The sequence below is a fragment of the Ruegeria sp. YTSB088 genome, from assembly GCF_059609825.1.
In genome coordinates this window covers 195,044-213,784 of record NZ_JBXWMM010000007.1, presented here as the reverse complement: position 1 = coordinate 213,784, position 18,741 = coordinate 195,044, and the positions used below count along the sequence as shown (strand labels likewise).

Here is an 18,741-nt window from a genome sequence, read left to right as displayed (position 1 = left end):
ATGTTTGGCAAACTGCGCTTTCCGGGGCAAAAGAAACTGAGCTCGGCCAAGTGTCCACGCTGCGGGCGGTTTCGCATAGGTAAAGGCCCCTGTGTCTGCGAAAAAGGGGGCCGGACTTGATCACCACATGGCTGCTGTCTGGTCTTGGCCTGTTGATCCTGCTGCTGGCAGGCGATGCCTTGGTGCGTGGTGCGGTGAATCTGAGCCTGCGTCTCGGCGTCCCGGCGCTGATCGTCAGCCTGACGATTGTAGCCTTTGGTACGTCGGCACCCGAGTTGCTTATTGCGATCAGCGCGTTGAAAGAGAATGCGCCCGGTATCGCGCTGGGCAACGTTGTCGGATCGAACACGGCCAATATCCTGTTGGTTCTTGGCCTGCCCGCATTACTGGCAACGATTCACACCAGTGAATGCAACAGCCGCAGGAACTATGTGTTCATGCTGATGGCGACGGTTCTGTTCATCGGACTGGCTTTTTGCGGCACGTTCACCGTCTTCAGTGGCCTGATCCTGCTGGCGGCTTTGGGTCTGGTTCTTACGAATGCCTTTCGTGAGGCAAAGGCACATCGCAAGGCCTGTGGTGAGGCATGCGCGGAGGATGACGAACTGGAAGGTCTGGAAGAAGCTGACCCGGACATGCCCTACTGGAAGGTATCGATTTACCTGATCCTGGGCCTGGTGGGACTTCCGATGGGTGCCCATTTGCTGGTGGACAACGCGACCACGATTGCGAAAACTTATGGAGTCAGCGAAACGGTCATCGGCCTGACCCTTATCGCGGTAGGAACCTCTTTGCCCGAACTTGCGACGACGCTTATGGCCGCACTGCGCAGGCAAGCCGATGTCGCGCTGGGTAACGTGATCGGTTCGAACATGTTCAACCTTCTGGCCATCATCGGGATCGCAACCTGGTTTGGTCGTATACCAGTTACCCCAGAGTTCTTGCGGTTCGACTTGTGGGTCATGCTGGGCGCATCGCTGCTTCTGGTTCCGTTTGTGTTCCTCAAACAGGACATCTCGCGTGTCTGGGGGTTGGTGTTGACTTTTCTTTATGTGCTTTATGTCACCGTATTGCTGGTGTGATCTGACAAAACGAGGTGAAGCATGACCCGAGCTTTAGTGACCGGTGCCGGTATTCGTCTGGGCCGGGCCATGGCGCTGTATCTGGCGGGTCGTGGTTTTGATGTGGCCGTGCACTACGCCTCCTCCGAAGGCCCGGCGCAGGAGACAGCGGCAGAGGTGCAGGCGCTTGGCCGTCAATCCGTGGCCCTGCAGACCGATCTGCTGGACGAGGCTCAGGTTCAGGCGCTGCTGCCCAAAGCGGCAGAGGCGCTGGGCGGGCCGATCACCTGTCTGGTGAACAACGCGTCGATTTTTGAATATGACAACATCCGCACGGCAACCCGGCAAAGCTGGGATCGACATCTCGACAGCAACCTGCGTGCGCCCTTTGTTCTGACGCAGGCAATGGCGGATCAGGGGCTGAGCGTTGGCACAGATGAAAATGGCGAACCGCTCGCAACCGGCCTTATCGTCAACATGGTGGACATGCGAGTGCGTAAACTGACGCCCGAGTTCATGTCATACACCATCGCGAAAATGGGTCTGTGGACGCTGACCCGAACGGCGGCGCAGGCATTGTCTCCGACGATCCGCGTCAATGCGATCGGGCCGGGCCCAACGATGCAGGGTCACCGCCAAAGCGAAGAACATTTTCTGACACAGCGTTCCAATACCGTATTGGAGCGGGGGTCCAACCCGTCTGACATAACTGCCGCGCTTGGGTATTTTCTGGATGCACACGCGGTTACCGGGCAGCTTTTATGTGTGGATGGCGGTCAGCATCTGGGTTGGAAAACTCCGGATGTTCTGGGCGTAGAATAAGCAATTTTGCTGCAAGTTTTGCACCGCTCTCAATTGTGTTACATGCGCGTTACAAAATTGTCTTTTTTTTCATACACTTGCTAAGTATGTAAAAAAATATCATTTAAAAACAAACATTTAAATTGTTGCTTAATTTTTGTGCAAGTAAGGGAAGAGGCAAGGAAACAAGGGGATTTTCGATTTTCCGAAAACTTATCTTCACACTTATCCACAGAAACCGTGGATTTGTTTACTCTTGATCTGAGTGGCGTGAGATTGCAGCCATTGTCAGAGAATCATATCTCAGGGTCATGACTATCGACAGCGAATCGTCCCTTTCCGGCTATGCCTGCATTCAGCGCCATGTAAAAACGCTGGACAGTTCTCCGGGTGTTTACCGCATGCTCGATGCCGACAGCCGGGTTCTGTACGTCGGAAAAGCTCGAAACCTCAAGGCACGGGTGTCGAATTACACACGTCCGGGTCATTCGGGTCGGATCGAAAAGATGATCGCCGCGACGGCTTCGATGATGTTTTTGACCACGCGAACCGAGACCGAGGCATTGCTGCTGGAGCAGAACCTGATCAAGCAGCTCAAGCCGAAATACAATGTATTGTTGCGGGATGACAAAAGCTTTCCGAACATACTGGTCGCCAAGGATCATGACTTTCCGCAGATCAAGAAACACCGCGGGGCGAAGAAGGAAAAAGGAGCCTATTTCGGTCCCTTTGCCAGCGCAGGTGCGGTGAACCGGACATTAAATCAGTTGCAAAAAGCGTTCCTGCTGCGCAACTGCTCGGATTCGATGTTCGACAGCCGAACACGGCCTTGCCTGCTGTATCAGATCAAGCGTTGCTCCGGGCCGTGTGTCGGCCTGATCTCGGAGGAGGATTACCGTGAAAGCGTGAAGGATGCTGAACGCTTCCTGTCGGGTCGCTCGACCAAGGTACAGGAGGAGCTGGCCGAGCAGATGATGGCTGCGTCCGAGGCGATGGAGTTCGAACGCGCCGCCGGTCTGCGTGACCGTATCCGGGCGCTGACGCAGGTGCAGACCTCTCAGGGTATCAACCCGCGCGGTGTTGCTGAGGCGGACGTGATCGGCCTTTACATGGACAGCGGTCAGGCCTGTGTGCAGGTGTTTTTCATCCGTGCGAACCAGAACTGGGGCAACAAGGATTTCTATCCGCGCGTCGGGCCGGATGTTTCATCTGCCGAAGTGATGGAGGCCTTTCTGGGTCAGTTCTACGACAACAAGGAACCGCCGCGACAGTTGATCCTGTCGGACGGAATCGAAAACGTTGATCTGATGCAGCAGGCGTTGGCTGAAAAAGCCGGGCGCAAGGTCGAAATCCTTGTGCCGCAACGTGGCGAAAAACATGAACTGGTTGCCGGCGCCTTGCGCAACGCACGCGAGGCTCTGGCCCGCCGCATGTCGGAAAGCGCCACGCAGGCAAAGCTGTTGCGCGGGCTGGCCGAGGCGTTCGAACTGGACGGTCCGCCGGGTCGGATTGAGGTCTACGACAACTCTCACATTCAAGGCACCAACGCGGTTGGCGGCATGATCGTAGCGGGCCCAGAGGGGTTCATGAAAAACGCCTACCGCAAGTTCAACATTCGCGGAGATGACCTCACACCGGGTGACGACTTCGGCATGATGAAAGAGGTACTGAACCGTCGTTTCACCAGATTGCAAAAGGAAGACCCGGATCGCGACAAAGGGCTGTGGCCTGATCTGCTGCTGATTGATGGCGGTGCCGGGCAGGTAAGCGCCGTGCATGAGATCATGGTCGAACATGGGGTCGAAGACATTCCCATGGTCGGCGTCGCCAAAGGGGTCGACCGCGATCACGGCAAGGAAGAGTTTCACCGGATCGGCCAGCGCCCATTTGCGCTGAAACGAAACGATCCGGTACTGTATTTCATTCAACGCTTAAGGGATGAGGCGCACCGGTTTGCCATCGGCACCCATCGCGCAAAGCGGGCAAAGGCCGTAGGTGCGACACCGTTGGACGAGATCCCCGGTGTCGGGGCGGCACGCAAACGTGCTCTGCTGGCTCATTTCGGCAGCGCCAAAGCCGTCAGCCGGGCCAATCTGGCCGATCTGAAAGCGGTCGAAGGGATCTCGGCCGGTTTGGCGCAGAAGGTTTACGACTTCTTCCACGACAAGGGCTAGGCACGCCGACCCCGCCACAGAATATAGAGGCCCGAGGCAACGATCAGCGCGCTGCCGATCCACATGGTAGGGTCCAGGCTTTCACCGAACATGGCCACACCCAACCCGATGCCGAACAATAGTCGGGTGTACCGGAACGGGGTCACGGCAGACACTTCGCCCGTGCGCATGGCCTTCATCAGCGACGCATAAGCCATTACCCCCATCAGCACCGCCCCGGTTAGGTGCAGGCTTGTGTGCACGCTGAGTGAGACCATCGGCGCGCCCTCCCAAAACCGATAGGCCACGCCGGCCACGATGATGCTGAGGAAGCCGTAAAACCCCAGGACTTCGGTTCCAAGCGTGGCAGGTGCTGCTCGGCTGGCCAGATCACGTCCGGCAAATCCCAGCATTCCCAGCACTGCCAGTATCGACAGCAGCGAAAAACTGTCTCCGGTGGGTTGCAGGATGACGACGACGCCGATCATGCCGACAAAGATAGCGCTCCAACGCCGCCAACCGACTGTCTCGCCAAAGAACAACGCGGCGCCTGCAACAACGACCAGAGGCGTGGCTTGCAGAATCACCGTAGCCGAGGACAAAGGAGTCAGTGCAATGGCCAGAACGTAAAACAATCGACCAAAGACCTCGAAAAGTACTCGAATTTTCATCGGGCGGGACAGAACGTCAGGGTGCAGCAACCGATGCCCGCGCGCCAAAGCCACCGCAGCAAATATCACGGACCCACCCACACCAAAAAGAACCAGAACCTGCCATATCGGGAGTGCGGCTGAGGCGGCTTTCAGCAACGCATCCTCCAGCGCAAAGCCCGCCATCGCGGCGATCATCCAGAGGCTGCCGATCATGTTTGATCGGGCGTCGGTTTGAATATGCGCTGTCATCTGGTACTTTCTGGTTCGGCTTGCGCGGCAATCTGACCGCAAAGCCGGGAAAGGCCAAGAAGTTCTGTTCTGAGACGCCAGGCCTGCGGCGCTTTGACCAAGCGTTTGTGAGTGATGAAGTTTTTTGCCTGATTGGCTTTTCTGTTCCGGACCAGCAATATAGGGTCCAAGCCATGAAATGGAATTTACCCAATCTCCTGACTGTGCTGCGCCTGCTGGCCGCGCCCGGACTGGCTGTAATGTTTTTGTATTTCACCCGTCCCTATGCGGACTGGTTTGCACTGATCCTGTTTCTGTCAGCGGCGATTACCGATTGGTTCGATGGGTATCTGGCCCGCGCATGGAAGCAGGAGACCAAAATCGGAGCGATGCTGGATCCGATCGCCGACAAGGCCATGGTGGTGATCGCGCTTATGATCCTTGTGGGCTATTCGACCGAGCACTGGACACCGTGGCTTGTCCTTCCTGCAACCGTGATCCTGTTTCGTGAAGTTTTTGTGTCGGGCCTGCGGGAATACCTGGGCGATGTGGCCGGCACGCTCAAAGTCACCAAACTGGCCAAATGGAAGACCACGGCCCAGATGGTCGCCATCGCGGTTCTGTTTTCGCAGGGTATCTTTGAGCACTATGCCGTGATGGCGAGTTTTGGTATGGATGCCGAGCTGGTCGAGCAAATCATTGCGGGTCAGGTCGAAGACGTGAACCACCTGCGCTTGAATGTCGATGGCATGTACTGGGCTGGTCAGGTCGGGCTGTGGCTGTTGTGGATCGCCGCAACGCTAACATTGATCACCGGCTATGATTATCTACGTAAAGCCATGCCTCATCTGAAGGAGAGCTAACCGATGGATGTTCTGTATTTCGCATGGGTGCGCGAACGCATCGGCTTGCCAAAAGAAAAGGTCGAAACGCAAGCGGCCACAGTCAGCGACCTGGTGGCTGAACTGAGCGCTCGGGAAGACCGCTACGCTGCGGCGTTTGCCGATTTAACCGCCCTTCGCGTCGCGTTGGATCAAGAGCTGTCGGACTTCGATGCTTCGTTGGCAGGAGTTCGGGAAGTTGCGTTTTTCCCACCGATGACGGGCGGTTGAACGATGCGGATCGCGGTTCAGGAAGAGGCATTTGATCTGGGGGCAGAGGCCAATGCTTTTACCGCCGGGGATGATTCCAACGGGGCCATCGTTACGTTCACCGGCGTTGTGCGCGACCTTGCAAGCGGTGATCTGGATGTGATGGAGATCGAGCATTATCCGGGTATGACCGAGCGCGCCCTGACCAAGATCGCCCAAGAGGCCAAGGATCGTTGGTCATTGGGCGATGTGCTGGTGATTCATCGTCATGGACGTCTGGCACCGGGCGACAAGATCATGATGGTGGCCACGGCGGCACCGCACCGCAAGGATGCGTTTGAAGCGGCGGAGTATCTGATGGATTATCTGAAATCGCGTGCGCCGTTCTGGAAGAAAGAAATCACCCGTTCCGGCGCCGAATGGGTCGCGGCCAAAGAGCAGGACGAAGACGCGTTGACCCGCTGGTAGTGCGGCGCGACCGCCGTGGTGGCTTGTGGACCCGAGCGGGTTCAATTCTCATCCTGACACTGGTTCGCGAATCTGCACCAAATCCGTGAAAAATGGATCGATAGGATGGCGGCTTGCACTACGGATTGAGTTGCTAAGGCCTTGCGAAACAGACAATTCATTCGGACAAAGCCCGGCCCCGATCAGCGGTGCGTATGCCCGGCAGATGATCGATAAACTCTGGATCGTCCACTATGCCGTGTCGCTTGGTCGCCATTGCAGTCTGATTTTCCGGATGGGAACCGAAGCTTTGATGCAAACGTCCTTCCGTCTGGAAGGGGCGCAATTGGCGCGTTGTAGGAATTGCGCAGGGGATGGCGTGTTCTGGCCGTCGATTGGCCTGGAAGACCCCGAAGACCCGTTCGCAGATTTGGCACAGGTCTTGTGAGACGACCGGAAAGACGGTCGTTCAGTCGGCGTTGTTGATCCGCCCGCGCATTTCCTCGGCCTCTTGCCGCGCGGCGCGCAGGCCGTCCATGGCTGCGGCCAGTTCTGCCTCTGTCTGGGTCAGCTGATTGGTCAACTCGGCTTCGCGTTGCTGAAGGTAGGTTATGGCCTGATCGCGGGTTTCTTCCGCTTCGTGCAGTTCCTGGCTCATGCGATCCAGATCAGCAACGTCGCTTTGGCGGACGCGGGACAGGCGGTGGGCCAGCCAGTTGGCAAACCAGCCCATGCAGAAGGCCGCAAACAGAATGACGGCAGTGGCGATGATGAATTCGGTTCTGTTCAACTTACTGGTCCTCTGCATCCGCATCTGGTGCGGTCGTGTCGGTCTGATCTGCCCCGGGCGGGTCAGTCTCGGCCTCGAGCGCTTCGAGACCTGTTTCGGAGGCCTCGACTGGTTCGGGGCGGATCAGCCGGAACTCGATCCGCCGGTTTTCCTCGCGGCCTTCTTCGGTGTCGTTATCCGCAATGGGCTGTGTTTCACCGTATCCCACGGCAGTGTAGCTGCTAGTGGGAATGCGCCGCCCGCGCAGCTCGTTCAGAATGGATTGAGCCCGTGCCTGGCTGAGCTGCTGGTTCATCTCTTCGCGGCCCTGGCTGTCGGTATGGCCTTGTATTTCCATACGGATCGGTCCGCAGTCGCGCAGGATATCCGCGATCTGGTTCACGGCATCGCGCGAGTCGGACGCAATCGTTGCCGATCCGGGTTCGAAAGCAATTTTGCTGACAGTCTGAACTTCGGCGATCTGCGCTTCGCAGACTTCAGGATCGGGCAGAGCATCTTCGGGTTCTGGCGGCGGCTGATAAGTGATCGTCAGGGTGAATTCCTGCCCCTCTCCCAGCTTGTCCGACAGCTGACCCGCAATACGGGCCTTGGCATCTTCTTCATGGCTGAGGCCAGTCAGTTCGACTGTGTCCGGCGTCACGGTCAAGGCGCCGTTGTGAAGTTGTGCCAACGCCTCAAGGCCAGCGAGAACACGCACCGGCCAATCTGCCGGAAGCCCCGGCACGATGCGGGTTGCTGTATAGACCTGGTCCGAGCCAAAGGCCGCGCGGGCATAGCTGTCGACCATATCCCGCAAGGTTTCATCCCCCAGGCGCCCTCGCAGTTGCACCAGCCCTTCGGGACTGCGGGTCGCCGAGAACTCTATGGGTCCGGCCTGTTCGCTGGTTTCGGGTTCCGGCAGAACAGCGTGCAGGGCAAAGACCTGAGGCAACGCTGTTTCAAGTTCGCCCACAATTCGGTCGAACATGGCTGGATCGGTGCCTTGCGCCGCAACCAATGTAATGTCGGCATCCGACATTGTGACCGAGCCTTTGCCGATTCTGGCAAGCGCCTGAATGCTCTTCTCGGCTGCTTCGGGCCAACGCGGTGAGGGCTCACCCAGACCGATGGTACAGGAATATGGCCCTGACAGTCCGGCTTCGCGCGCGGCGGTCACGATCCGGTCGCGGGCCTTTTCATCCTGTGCCGAGCAGGCATCAAATTGCCCACCTTCTTCGTTGATCAGATAACGCAGCGTAAAAGGTGTGATGACGGGCCGGGGGGCCGAAATCGCCAGCCCGATCCGCAGGCTGGGCGGTGCGGCGCGAGTCAGATCTTGTTCGAGACGTTGTTTTTCCTGTTGGCTGTCCGCAATGGCGGTGATTTTGACCAAATCCGCACTTGCGGAAATTTTGGCGCGAGGCAGGCTGGCCAAAGCCTCGATGGCATAGGATATCGCTGCATCCCAACCGTCGGGCTTGGGGTAATCTGCCGTTTCCATCAGGTCCGAGACCGCGATGTTGCGGTCGAGATTGCTCAGCCGTCTGATCAGGTCATCCCTGTCTTCACTGGCGGGGATCAAACCGATGATCGAGATACCGTGATCATTGCGCAGAATTTCTGCTGAAAAGCGTGGTGACGCCAGGGCCGAAGTCGCTTCAACCTCCATTTCATCGATTACGCGGGACGCATCGACCTCGGTTCCGGCTGCTGTCAGCGCGTTAAAGCGGGTCGCCTCATCCGGTGCAGTTCCGGTCAGGACCACGCGCAAGCCATGGGATTCAACCTCGGCCCAGTCATGGCCTTTGAGATCAAGCGACCGGCGCACAGCGAATTCCGAAGTCTCTTCGATCTTTGTAACGGCATAGCTGGCTGCCAAAAGCGACAGCCCGGCTGACACAAGAAAGATCAGGGAAACAACGATAAAATACGGCAGACGCATATTTGGGCTCGACACTCCTCAGGCGGTTGGGCCGATCTTTACAGGCCCCGTTCAGCAGGTGCAATCAGAGCAACAGGGCAACGCAGAGGAAGATCAGCGGAATCAAGCCAGTGTCGCGGTTGACCCTGAACAATTGCAACAGCCTGGCATTGTCTTCGATGTCCAGCGCGCGGAGTTGCCACATCATGTGCCAGCCCATTGCCCAAGGCCCACAGAGCGCAACGCCCAATGCCAGCATCGAGGCATCCGGCACCCCTGCATCGACGATGGCCAGTCCCATCAGCGACACCGTCGCCACCAAAAAGTACTTCAGCCACCTCGCTGTATCGGCTCCGAACAGCCGGGCGGTTGACTTGATGCCGATCAGTTCGTCATCCTCGGCATCCTGATGCGCATAGATGGTGTCGTAGAACAGGGTCCACGCGATTCCAGACAGGTAAAGAGTCACTGCAGGCCATCCTACGGAACCGCTATGCGCCGCCCAGGCCAGAAGGGCGCCCCAGTTGAAAGCCAACCCCAGGAACACCTGAGGCCACCAAGTAAACCGTTTGGCAAACGGATAGATCGTCACTGGCAACAGGGACAGTACGCCCATGGCAATGGCCGCCTGATTGAAACTGAGGAGGATGCCCAACGCCAGAATGCATTGCAGGACCATCCACGCCGCGGCCTGCCGGACGCTGACCTGACCCGAAGGGATCGGGCGCGAGCGTGTGCGTTCGACCTGCCCGTCGAATTCCCGGTCCGTAATGTCATTCCAGGTGCAACCTGCGCCCCGCATCAGAAAGGCTCCGAATGCGCATCCTATGGCGATCCACAGATCTTCCCAACGCGGCTGACCGTCGTGCAGGATGGCCAGCGCCAGCCCCCACCAGCACGGAATCAGCAACAGCCATGTCCCGATGGGCCGGTCCGCGCGGCTGAGGCGCAGGTAGGGGCGGGCAAAGGCCGGGGCACGGGTGTCAACCCAGTTGCCGGTGACTGCATCAGCGACTTGACCATCTGGTGTTGGGGCATTGCCTTGCATATGTAAGGTCTCATGAGTGCGAAGATCAGACTGTATGTAGAGCAGCCCTTGGGTCAGGGGCAATCGGTTCCTTTGACGCGCGACCAGGCGCACTACCTCTTTGGTGTCATGCGCCTTGCGTTCAAAGGGCAGGTCGCCCTGTTCAACGGGCAGGACGGAGAGTGGTTGGCCGAAGTCTCGGAGGCGGGAAAACGCGGAGGAACGCTGACCTGCCTTGAGCAGACGAAACCGTTGCAGTTGCCGCCCGATCTTTGGTTCCTGTTTGCACCGATAAAAAAGGCCCGCACTGATTTCATCGTGGAAAAAGCCGCGGAAATGGGCGCGGCGCGTATCATGCCGGTGCAGACCGAGTTCACAAATTCCGAACGTATCCGGCAAGACCGCTTGCAGGCCCATGCCGTCGAGGCGGCCGAGCAATGCGGCGGAACCTTCGTGCCCGAGGTCGCCGATTTGCAGCGGTTGGATCGGCTGTTGGATGCATGGCCCGAAGATCGGCAACTGATGTTCTGCAACGAAGCCGAGGTTGGATCGGCCTTGCGATTGGCCGCCAATAAAAAAGGTTACCCGTGGGCGATTCTCATCGGCCCGGAAGGCGGGTTTTCTGACAAGGAACGCGCGCGTCTGACAGGGTTGCCATTCGCGCATGTCGTCAGTCTTGGTCCGCGCATCCTGCGGGCCGACACGGCGGCAGTCGCTGCACTGACCATGTGGCAGCAGGCGCTGGGGGATTGGGCGTAATGTGGCGCGCAGCGCTACAGAAGGATGTTCCAGAAGTTCAGCGGTTTTTGCGCCTCCACCTCCAAAGCTCAATGTTTCCTTTGGGCAATTTGGAAGATTTCGGTCTGGGTGGTTCCCATCCTCGGAGCATGTCGTTTTGGTTGCTGGGTAACCCGCTGCGCGGTGTCTTGGGTATCACCAATGAAGGAATAGTCTTTCCGCAATGCCCCAACGTGAAGCGTGCAGAGCTTTTTGCCGCCTGGGATTTGATCCAAAACCGAGCTGTCTCGGGAATCATCGGTGAAACGGCGCAGGTTAGAGACTTCGTCAAAATCGCAGGTTGGCGAGACAGGCTGACGGGTCTCAATGACGATGAACCGGCATTCTCACTTAACCTGAACAACCTTGTTGTTCCTCAAATGGAAGATGTGCGCCTTGTTCCGTTGGCCGGAGTGGATCGCAATCAAGTGATTGCCTGGCGGAAGCAATACCTTCAGGAAACGCCGGGTTTGCTTCACAAGGAACTGGACAAGCAGGCCAGAGAAGACCTGAAACGTTATCTGGAGCGCGACAGTCACAGAGCCCTTATCTACAAAGGACAGCCGGTTGCGATGACAGGCTTCAATTCGGCGCTTTCGGATGTCGTTCAGATCGGTGGTGTATTTACCCCTCGCGAGCTGCGCGGGCGAAGTTATGCGCGCACCGCTGTCGCTTTGCATTTGAAAGAGGCGCGCGAGGCAGGTGTGAACCGAGCCGTCTTATTTGCCGCTTCAAATGCGGCCGCTCGTGCTTACATAGCGATTGGATTCATGCCGGCCGGTTCGGTCACACTGGTTCTGTTCAACGATCAAACGGAGTCCGCTCAATGAGCTTTTTTCGACCCGAGGCAAAACTGGCACTTTGGCGTTGGCGTGAAGTACTGGTCGCGGCTTTTGTCCTGATCCTTGGCGTCAGTTGGGTCAGCGGGCCGGGTGGGTTGCTGGCCTGGGTCGGTTGGTTCCTGATCGTCGTGTCCGCGGCTTTGGCCGTGATCGGCATACAGCGCGCACGGTTCAGAACCGGCGCAGGCGGGCAGGGCGTCGTTACTGTTGATGAAGGGCAAATCACTTATCTCGGCCCTCTGGATGGCGGCATTGTTGCGACACGAGAAATCGAACGGCTTGCACTTGATCCGACCTCCAGTCCGGCGCATTGGGTTCTGGATCAGCCAGGGCAACCGACGCTTCACATTCCTGTGAACGCTGAAGGAGCCGAAGCTCTGTTCGACGTTTTCTCAAGCCTGCCGGGCTTGAAAACCGAACAAATGCTGTCTGAACTCAACGGCAGATCGCCGCATAAGGTCGTTATCTGGGAGCGTACGTCCTCGCGCCCTCCACACCTTCGGCTGCATTGACACTGGCGCAGTTTGCCCCCACGACTGGCCAAAAGACAGACACATCAGGATCGGAGCACGGTTCATGTCCATCCCTCAGTCCGGCGGCGGTCCGATCGAACGCCACGAGCAATTGGCCGAATATCTGGAGTCGGGCTGCAAGCCCAAGGCAGACTGGCGCATCGGCACCGAGCATGAGAAATTCGGCTACTGCAAGGACTCGCTGAAACCGTTGCCCTTCGAAGGCACCCGTTCGATTGTGGCCGTGCTGGAAGGTCTGCGGGATCGCCATGGCTGGGCAGAAGTCCGCGAAGCTGGTCATTTGATCGGTCTGGAAAAGGACGGCGCCAATGTCAGCCTGGAGCCGGGCGGCGCGCTTGAGCTGTCGGGTGCTCCGCTTGAGACCATCCACGAAACCTGCGATGAGGTGAACACCCACCTGCGTGAGGTGAAGGACATCGCAGATGAGATCGGCGTGGGTTTCATCGGTCTCGGCGCGGCTCCGACCTGGACCCATGACGAAATGCCGTTGATGCCCAAGGGGCGTTATCGGCTGATGAACGATTACATGGAAAAGGTCGGCACCATGGGCCGCGCCATGATGCGCCGAACCTGCACCGTTCAGGTCAATATCGACTTCGGGTCCGAGGCCGACATGGTGCAGAAACTGCGCGTCGCGTTGGCCTTGCAGCCGGTGGCAACGGCGTTGTTTGCGAACTCGCCCTTTTTTGAGGGCAAGGTAAATGGCCAGAAAAGCTGGCGCAGTTACATCTGGCGGCATCTGGACGATGCCCGCACAGGAATGCTGCCCTTTGTTTTCGAAGACGGCTTCGGGTTCGAGCGTTACGTGCAATACGCGCTCGATGTGCCGATGTATTTTGTGTATCGCGACGGCCAGTACATCAATGCGCTGGGCATGTCCTTCCGTGACTTCCTGAAAGGTGAACTGCCCGCCCTGCCGGGTGAAACGCCCACGCTCAGCGATTGGGCCGACCACCTGACCACCGCCTTCCCCGAAGCTCGGATCAAGAAGTTCATGGAAATGCGCGGGGCCGATGGTGGACCGTGGCGTCGTCTGTGCGCCTTGCCTGCCTTCTGGGTTGGCCTGACTTACGACCAAACGGCATTGGACGCGGCCTGGGATCTGGTCAAAGGCTGGGACACCGAGACCCGCGAGGCGCTGCGTGTCGCGGCCGCCAAAGATGGCCTGCAAGCGAAAGTCGGTAACATCAACATGCACGATCTGGCGCGTGAGGTGGTGGCGGTCTCTGAGGCCGGCCTGAAAGCCCGCGCCTATCCCGGGGCCGGTGGACTGGTGCCGGACGAGACCCATTTCCTCAACGCGCTCAAGGACAGCATCCAAAGCGGGAAAGTGCCTGCGGATGAGTTGCTGGAACACTACAACGGCGACTGGAACGGTGATCTGACCCGGATTTTCCCTGAATACAGTTATTGATCCGACCGGTCCCGCTTGCATTCGCGGGGCTGGCCCGATAGCAGGTTGGCGACCAAATTCAGAGGGCGTCATGGACGATCTTAAGGCAAAATATCTGGGCCAAATCGCCGAGGCAGGCGACGAGAACGCGCTTGAGGCGATCCGCGTCGCCGCCGTGGGCAAAAAAGGCGAAGTCGCGCTGAAGATGCGCGAGCTGGGCAAGATGACGCCCGAAGAACGTCAGGTTGCTGGCCCCGCGCTGAATGCCCTGAAGGATGAGATCAACTCGGCGCTCTCTGCCAAGAAGGCGGCGCTGGCTGATGCCGCGCTGGATGAGCGTCTGCGCACTGAATGGCTGGATGTCACGCTGCCGACCCGGCCACGTGGCCAAGGCTCGATCCACCCGGTCAGCCAGGCGACCGAGGAACTGACCGCGATCTTTGCCGAACTGGGCTTTTCAGTGGCCGAAGGGCCGCGGATCGAAACCGACTGGCACAATTTCGACGCCCTGAATATCCCCGGCCACCACCCCGCACGGGCCGAGATGGACACGTTCTATATGCACCGCGCCGAAGGCGACGAGCGACCGCCGCATGTGCTGCGCACCCATACTTCGCCTGTCCAGATCCGATCAATGGAGCTGCAGGGCGCACCGATCCGCATCATCTGTCCGGGCGGCGTCTACCGCGCCGATTATGACCAGACCCACACGCCGATGTTCCATCAGGTCGAGGGGCTGGCTATCGACAAGGACATCTCGATGGCGAACCTGAAATGGGTTCTGGAAGAGTTCGTGAAGGCGTTTTTCGAGGTCGACGACGTCGAACTGCGCTTTCGCGCCTCGCACTTCCCCTTCACCGAGCCGTCGGCCGAGGTCGATATCCGCTGTTCGTGGGATAACGGTCAACTGAAGATCGGTGAGGGTGACGACTGGATGGAGATTTTGGGCTCGGGCATGGTCCACCCCAAGGTGATCGCCGCCGGTGGGATTGATCCTGAGGTCTATCAGGGCTTTGCCTTTGGCATCGGCATCGACCGTCTGGCGATGCTGAAATACGGCATTCCGGATTTGCGGGCCTTCTTTGACAGTGATCTGCGCTGGCTGCGTCACTATGGGTTTGCGGCGTTGGATATGCCGAACCTGCATGGTGGTTTGAGCCGCTAAGTGTTTCCGATAGGAGTATATCTGGCACGCTACTTCGATTGGTGGAGCGACCGAATAACGAGCGCTCCAGTACGGTGGATTGTTGCGTTGTTTATCGGTCCTGTATTGTTGTCTTTCGTACCCACCGTGGTACCCGCCATGCCAGCGTTTGGGGTCGTCTTAGGGATACTAGGCTTTGCACTTGTTATTTTTGTCTACCCTGGCCTGTTGGTGGGATACATCCGGTATGGAATCCAGTTTCTACAAGAGCGTGAAGAACTAGAGCAGATCAAAAAAGTACAGGTCGTAATTAAGCAGAAGAAGGCGCGGAGCAAAGGCCGATAGGCCGCCGCGCCATCGCCAGACCGCCCGCACGGGCTGGCGATTTGTCTCCGCAAGCGCACCGTTTGAATGATGCACAGGCTTGGCCAAGATAAACTGCCCACTACAACCCGTTGATCGCCATCCCGCGGTCTGGCGACAGCGCGGCTTGTCACAATCTCCCACGCGGTTGTGACGTGACAGCGGGCGCAGGCTCGCTAGGGTTCGACGGATGATTTATCGACTGCTCTGCCTCCTCCTGCTGACCGCCACCCAAGCCATCGCAATCGAATCCTGTCACGGCGATACCGCCTGTCAGGTCGGCGACCGCTCGTATCATGTGCTGGAGCCGGACGGGTGGGATGGCGAAACGCCTCTGCCGGTGTTGCTGCATTTCCACGGCTGGGCGCGGCAGGGAACGGTTGTGGTGAACCATGAGCGTATCGCCGGAGCCACAAAGCTGCGCGGTGTGCTGCTGGTGGCCCCGAACGGGTTAGGCAAAAGCTGGGATTTCTGGACTTCGGATACCGGAGACGTCCCCTTTGCCGACGCGGTGCTGGAAGACGTCGCCAAGCGCTATCCGATTGACCCCGAACGCATCCATGTTTCGGGCTATTCCTATGGCGGTGCGATGGCGTGGCGCTATGTCTGCCAGTCGGGCAATGACATCTCCGCCTTGCTGGCCGTTGCGGGCAGCATCCGCCAGACCGAAGATTGCCCCGAAGCCCCGCGCGAGGTGCGCCACGTGCATGGGCTGGACGATACGGTGATGGGTTTTCCCTTTGGACCGGGCGGCGATACCACCTATCCGGTGGCGCTGTGGAAAGCGAAGTTTGACTGCAACGGCGCAACCCCGCGCGGGGACTGGAGCGTGAGACCGTTCCTGACGCTCAGCCGCGTGGAATGGACCGATTGTGCGCAGGGGCAGGTGGTGCTGGACACCCATCCGGGCGGGCATTTCATCCCGCATGGCTGGATCGGGCGGCAATTGGACGAGCTTTTGGGCCGCACCCCCACCTATCCGTGACCCGCAGCGCTTGCACCTTGGCGCATTCTTTGTCATTGCCTTTGCCAAACGGATATCTGCCAAAAAAGGCCCCGAGCAATGAAATTCACTCTGTCCTGGCTGAAAGACCACCTCGACACCGATGCGTCGGTTGATGAGATCACTGAGGCGCTGACCGACCTTGGCCTTGAGGTCGAAGAGGTTATCAACCCGGCTGACAAGCTCAAGGACTTTACGCTGGGCTATGTGAAACACGCGGAAAAGCACCCCGACGCCGACAAGCTGCGCGTCTGCAAGGTGGACACGGATGAAGGCGAATTGCAGATCATCTGCGGCGCGCCCAACGCCCGCGAAGGGATCACTGTCGTCGTCTGCAAACCGGGCATGTATATCCCCGGGCTGGACCTGACGATCAGCGTCGGCAAGATCCGCGGCGTCGAAAGCTTTGGCATGATGGCGTCCGAGCGTGAGCTGGAATTGTCGGACGAACATGATGGCATCATCGAATTGCCCTCGGGCGAGGTCGGTGACAGGTTCGTTGATTGGCTTGCCGAGAATGCGCCCTCGAAAGTCGATCCTGTGATCGAAATCGCGATCACTCCGAACCGGCCGGATGCGCTGGGCGTGGAAGGCATCGCGCGTGATCTGGCGGCGCGTGGGATCGGCACTCTGAAACAGCGCGACTACGTGCCGGTGCCAGGCGATTTCGAAAGCCCGATCAAAGTATCGATTGATGAGGATACGCTGGATGGTTGCCCGCATTTCACGGGCCGCCTTATCAAGGGTGTCAAGAACGGCCCCAGCCCACAGTGGTTGCAGGATCAGTTGAAGGCGATCGGGCTACGTCCGATTTCGGCGCTGGTGGATATCACCAACTACATGACCTTTGACCATAACCGCCCGCTGCATGTGTTTGACGCGGACAAGGTACAGGGCAACCTTCGTGTTCATCGCGCAAAAGGCGGTGAAACCCTGGTGGCGCTGGACGAGAAGGAATACACCCTACAGCCCGGCATGATGGTTATTTCCGATGACAAAGGGCCGGAATCCATCGCAGGCATCATGGGCGGTCAGGAAACCGGCTGCACCGAGGATACTGTGAATGTGTTCCTGGAAAGCGCGTTTTGGGATCATGTGCAGATCGCGCTGACGGGTCGGGCGCTGAAGATCAATTCGGATGCGCGGTATCGGTTCGAACGCGGCGTGGACCCTGAATACACTCTGGAAGGTCTTGAGCACGCAACCCAGTTGGTTCTGGACATCTGCGGCGGTGAAGCGTCCAAAGTGGTCGAGGCGGGTAAAGCGCCGAACCACGCACGTGCGTACAAGCTGGATGCTGAACGGGTGCAGTCTCTGGTCGGGATGGACATTCCCGAAAGCGAACAGCGTCAGACGTTGACCCGCCTCGGGTTCCGTCTGGAGGGCGAGATGGCCCACGTGCCAAGCTGGCGCCCCGATATCATGGGTGAGGCCGATCTGGTGGAAGAGGTCGCACGGATCGCCTCGTTGACCAAGTTGCAGGGCAAACCCTTGCCGCGTGTCACCGATGGTATTCCTAAGCCGGTGATGACACCGGCTCAGCGCCGCCAGTCCATGGCGCGCCGCACCTGCGCCGCGCTGGGTTACAACGAATGCGTCAGCTATACGTTCATCGATCAGGCTTCGGCCGCTTTGTTCGGTGGCGGTGACGATGCGACCATGCTGGAAAACCCGATCTCGTCCGAGATGAGCCACATGCGCCCCGATCTGCTGCCCGGATTGTTGCAGGCCGCGGCCCGCAATCAGGCACGCGGATACGCCGACGTCGCCCTGTTCGAAGTTGGCCCTGTTTTCCATGATGGCGAACCCGGCGACCAGAAAACCCAGATCGCCGGCCTGCTGGTTGGCCGCAACGGCCCCAAGGATGTGCACGGGGCATCGCGCCCGGTGGATGTCTTTGATGCCAAGGCGGATGCCGAGGCCGTTCTTGCGGCGATCGGAGCACCGGCCAAGGTGCAGATTCTGCGCGACGGCGATGCCTGGTGGCACCCGGGTCGCCACGGCAAGATCTGTCTGGGGCCGAAAAAGGTACTGGGTGTCTTTGGTGAGTTGCACCCGCGCGTGCTGCAGGCGATGGATATCAAGGGCCCGGCAATGGCCTTTACGATTTGGCCGGACGAGGTTCCCTTGCCTCGTAAGTCCGGTGCCACACGTGCCGCATTGGAATTGCGTGATTTGCAAGCGGTCGAACGGGACTTTGCCTTTGTCGTGGATGAAAGCGTCGAGGCGCTGACCTTGGTAAACGCGGCAGCAGGTGCCGATAAGGCACTGATCGAAAATGTACGTGTCTTTGACGAATTCATCGGCGGCAGCCTGGGTGAAGGCAAAAAATCTCTGGCCATCACAGTACGCTTGCAGCCGACGGACCAGACGCTGAAGGAAAAGGACATCGAAGCGGTGGCCGAAAAGGTTATCGCCAAGGTTATCAAGGCAACCGGCGGCGTTCTGCGCGGTTGATGCTGAGCAGCTTTCGGCGGACGCACAACTGAAATAATGAAAGGGCTGGCGGCGCCCTTTCTGTTTTTGCGGAGGACT

18 protein-coding genes are annotated in these 18,741 nt (G+C 58.6%); 14 read left to right on the top strand and 4 right to left on the bottom strand.

Annotation, left to right across the window (positions count from 1 at the left end):
- Nucleotides 1-119: 119 nt before the first annotated feature.
- From AC2FFA_RS13435 to uvrC, 3 genes are all read left to right on the top strand, one after another.
- A complete protein-coding gene (locus AC2FFA_RS13435; protein ID WP_117872883.1) occupies nucleotides 120-1,082 on the top strand; it encodes a calcium/sodium antiporter in 963 nt (320 codons plus the stop codon).
- A 21-nt stretch (nucleotides 1,083-1,103) separates the two neighbouring features.
- Nucleotides 1,104-1,883 carry an SDR family oxidoreductase gene (locus AC2FFA_RS13430; RefSeq protein WP_496717890.1) on the top strand — a complete coding sequence of 260 codons (780 nt, stop codon included), beginning with the start codon at nucleotides 1,104-1,106 and terminating at the stop codon, nucleotides 1,881-1,883.
- A gap of 290 nt (nucleotides 1,884-2,173) precedes the next feature.
- The gene (uvrC, locus tag AC2FFA_RS13425) at nucleotides 2,174-4,036 is read left to right on the top strand and encodes an excinuclease ABC subunit UvrC (protein WP_496851976.1); all 1,863 of its coding nucleotides are present in this window, start codon (nucleotides 2,174-2,176) and stop codon (nucleotides 4,034-4,036) included.
- Here the strand turns inward: uvrC and AC2FFA_RS13420 are convergent.
- Nucleotides 4,033-4,917 carry a DMT family transporter gene (locus AC2FFA_RS13420; protein ID WP_496851975.1) on the bottom strand — a complete coding sequence of 295 codons (885 nt, stop codon included), beginning with the start codon at nucleotides 4,915-4,917 and terminating at the stop codon, nucleotides 4,033-4,035. The two genes, uvrC and AC2FFA_RS13420, sit on opposite strands and share 4 nt — an antisense overlap.
- Nucleotides 4,918-5,090: 173 nt before the next feature.
- On the opposite strand from AC2FFA_RS13420, the gene pgsA reads away from it, so the two are divergent.
- The 4 genes from pgsA (at nucleotide 5,091) to AC2FFA_RS13400 (ending at nucleotide 6,882) form a co-directional block, all read left to right on the top strand.
- On the top strand, nucleotides 5,091-5,759 hold the full coding sequence (gene pgsA / locus AC2FFA_RS13415; protein WP_117872882.1) for a CDP-diacylglycerol--glycerol-3-phosphate 3-phosphatidyltransferase: 669 nt from the start codon (nucleotides 5,091-5,093) through the stop codon (nucleotides 5,757-5,759).
- Between the two features lie 3 nt (nucleotides 5,760-5,762).
- Nucleotides 5,763-6,008 (top strand): molybdopterin converting factor subunit 1, encoded by a 246-nt coding sequence (gene moaD / locus AC2FFA_RS13410; protein WP_496851974.1) that lies wholly within the window; start codon nucleotides 5,763-5,765, stop codon nucleotides 6,006-6,008.
- Between the two features lie 3 nt (nucleotides 6,009-6,011).
- The gene (locus AC2FFA_RS13405; protein ID WP_496851973.1) at nucleotides 6,012-6,455 is read left to right on the top strand and encodes a molybdenum cofactor biosynthesis protein MoaE; all 444 of its coding nucleotides are present in this window, start codon (nucleotides 6,012-6,014) and stop codon (nucleotides 6,453-6,455) included.
- A 205-nt stretch (nucleotides 6,456-6,660) separates the two neighbouring features.
- The gene (locus AC2FFA_RS13400) at nucleotides 6,661-6,882 is read left to right on the top strand and encodes a hypothetical protein (protein WP_496851972.1); all 222 of its coding nucleotides are present in this window, start codon (nucleotides 6,661-6,663) and stop codon (nucleotides 6,880-6,882) included.
- A gap of 21 nt (nucleotides 6,883-6,903) precedes the next feature.
- Here the strand turns inward: AC2FFA_RS13400 and AC2FFA_RS13395 are convergent, their stop codons facing one another.
- From AC2FFA_RS13395 to ubiA, 3 genes are all read right to left on the bottom strand, one after another.
- Nucleotides 6,904-7,224 carry a hypothetical protein gene (locus tag AC2FFA_RS13395; RefSeq protein WP_117870533.1) on the bottom strand — a complete coding sequence of 107 codons (321 nt, stop codon included), beginning with the start codon at nucleotides 7,222-7,224 and terminating at the stop codon, nucleotides 6,904-6,906.
- A gap of 1 nt (nucleotide 7,225) precedes the next feature.
- Nucleotides 7,226-9,145 carry an OmpA family protein gene (locus AC2FFA_RS13390; protein ID WP_496851971.1) on the bottom strand — a complete coding sequence of 640 codons (1,920 nt, stop codon included), beginning with the start codon at nucleotides 9,143-9,145 and terminating at the stop codon, nucleotides 7,226-7,228.
- A 64-nt stretch (nucleotides 9,146-9,209) separates the two neighbouring features.
- Complete coding sequence (gene ubiA / locus AC2FFA_RS13385) at nucleotides 9,210-10,172, bottom strand: 4-hydroxybenzoate octaprenyltransferase (protein ID WP_496717896.1); 963 nt, start codon at nucleotides 10,170-10,172, stop codon at nucleotides 9,210-9,212.
- Nucleotides 10,173-10,184: 12 nt separating this feature from the next.
- On the opposite strand from ubiA, the gene AC2FFA_RS13380 reads away from it, so the two are divergent.
- From AC2FFA_RS13380 to pheT, 7 genes are all read left to right on the top strand, one after another.
- Nucleotides 10,185-10,910, top strand: coding sequence for a 16S rRNA (uracil(1498)-N(3))-methyltransferase (locus AC2FFA_RS13380; RefSeq protein WP_496851970.1), 726 nt, complete (start codon nucleotides 10,185-10,187; stop codon nucleotides 10,908-10,910).
- A gap of 128 nt (nucleotides 10,911-11,038) precedes the next feature.
- Nucleotides 11,039-11,758, top strand: coding sequence for a GNAT family N-acetyltransferase (locus AC2FFA_RS13375; protein WP_496851969.1), 720 nt, complete (start codon nucleotides 11,039-11,041; stop codon nucleotides 11,756-11,758).
- Nucleotides 11,755-12,282: a hypothetical protein gene (locus AC2FFA_RS13370; protein WP_496851968.1), complete on the top strand. Its 528-nt coding sequence runs from the start codon at nucleotides 11,755-11,757 to the stop codon at nucleotides 12,280-12,282. The genes AC2FFA_RS13375 and AC2FFA_RS13370 overlap by 4 nt, the downstream gene beginning before the upstream one ends.
- A gap of 64 nt (nucleotides 12,283-12,346) precedes the next feature.
- A complete protein-coding gene (locus AC2FFA_RS13365; RefSeq protein ID WP_496851967.1) occupies nucleotides 12,347-13,717 on the top strand; it encodes a glutamate--cysteine ligase in 1,371 nt (456 codons plus the stop codon).
- 70 nt (nucleotides 13,718-13,787) lie between these two features.
- Nucleotides 13,788-14,861, top strand: coding sequence for a phenylalanine--tRNA ligase subunit alpha (gene pheS, locus AC2FFA_RS13360; RefSeq protein ID WP_496717901.1), 1,074 nt, complete (start codon nucleotides 13,788-13,790; stop codon nucleotides 14,859-14,861).
- Between the two features lie 532 nt (nucleotides 14,862-15,393).
- Nucleotides 15,394-16,188: a CE1 family esterase gene (locus AC2FFA_RS13355; protein WP_496851966.1), complete on the top strand. Its 795-nt coding sequence runs from the start codon at nucleotides 15,394-15,396 to the stop codon at nucleotides 16,186-16,188.
- Nucleotides 16,189-16,266: 78 nt separating this feature from the next.
- Nucleotides 16,267-18,663, top strand: coding sequence for a phenylalanine--tRNA ligase subunit beta (gene pheT / locus AC2FFA_RS13350; protein WP_496851965.1), 2,397 nt, complete (start codon nucleotides 16,267-16,269; stop codon nucleotides 18,661-18,663).
- The last annotated feature ends 78 nt before the right edge of the window (nucleotides 18,664-18,741 follow it).

What these genes read in the sequence shown, in the direction of transcription:
- AC2FFA_RS13430 (WP_496717890.1), top strand. Translation starts at nt 1,104, where the DNA reads ATGACCCGAGCTTTAGTGACCGGTGCCGGTATTCGTCTGGGCCGGGCC.
- uvrC (WP_496851976.1), top strand. Translation starts at nt 2,174, where the DNA reads ATGACTATCGACAGCGAATCGTCCCTTTCCGGCTATGCCTGCATTCAG.
- AC2FFA_RS13420 (WP_496851975.1), bottom strand. Translation starts at nt 4,917, where the DNA reads ATGACAGCGCATATTCAAACCGACGCCCGATCAAACATGATCGGCAGC.
- pgsA (WP_117872882.1), top strand. Translation starts at nt 5,091, where the DNA reads ATGAAATGGAATTTACCCAATCTCCTGACTGTGCTGCGCCTGCTGGCC.
- moaD (WP_496851974.1), top strand. Translation starts at nt 5,763, where the DNA reads ATGGATGTTCTGTATTTCGCATGGGTGCGCGAACGCATCGGCTTGCCA.
- AC2FFA_RS13405 (WP_496851973.1), top strand. Translation starts at nt 6,012, where the DNA reads ATGCGGATCGCGGTTCAGGAAGAGGCATTTGATCTGGGGGCAGAGGCC.
- AC2FFA_RS13400 (WP_496851972.1), top strand. Translation starts at nt 6,661, where the DNA reads ATGATCGATAAACTCTGGATCGTCCACTATGCCGTGTCGCTTGGTCGC.
- AC2FFA_RS13390 (WP_496851971.1), bottom strand. Translation starts at nt 9,145, where the DNA reads ATGCGTCTGCCGTATTTTATCGTTGTTTCCCTGATCTTTCTTGTGTCA.
- ubiA (WP_496717896.1), bottom strand. Translation starts at nt 10,172, where the DNA reads ATGCAAGGCAATGCCCCAACACCAGATGGTCAAGTCGCTGATGCAGTC.
- AC2FFA_RS13380 (WP_496851970.1), top strand. Translation starts at nt 10,185, where the DNA reads ATGAGTGCGAAGATCAGACTGTATGTAGAGCAGCCCTTGGGTCAGGGG.
- AC2FFA_RS13375 (WP_496851969.1), top strand. Translation starts at nt 11,039, where the DNA reads ATGTCGTTTTGGTTGCTGGGTAACCCGCTGCGCGGTGTCTTGGGTATC.
- AC2FFA_RS13370 (WP_496851968.1), top strand. Translation starts at nt 11,755, where the DNA reads ATGAGCTTTTTTCGACCCGAGGCAAAACTGGCACTTTGGCGTTGGCGT.
- AC2FFA_RS13365 (WP_496851967.1), top strand. Translation starts at nt 12,347, where the DNA reads ATGTCCATCCCTCAGTCCGGCGGCGGTCCGATCGAACGCCACGAGCAA.
- pheS (WP_496717901.1), top strand. Translation starts at nt 13,788, where the DNA reads ATGGACGATCTTAAGGCAAAATATCTGGGCCAAATCGCCGAGGCAGGC.
- AC2FFA_RS13355 (WP_496851966.1), top strand. Translation starts at nt 15,394, where the DNA reads ATGATTTATCGACTGCTCTGCCTCCTCCTGCTGACCGCCACCCAAGCC.
- pheT (WP_496851965.1), top strand. Translation starts at nt 16,267, where the DNA reads ATGAAATTCACTCTGTCCTGGCTGAAAGACCACCTCGACACCGATGCG.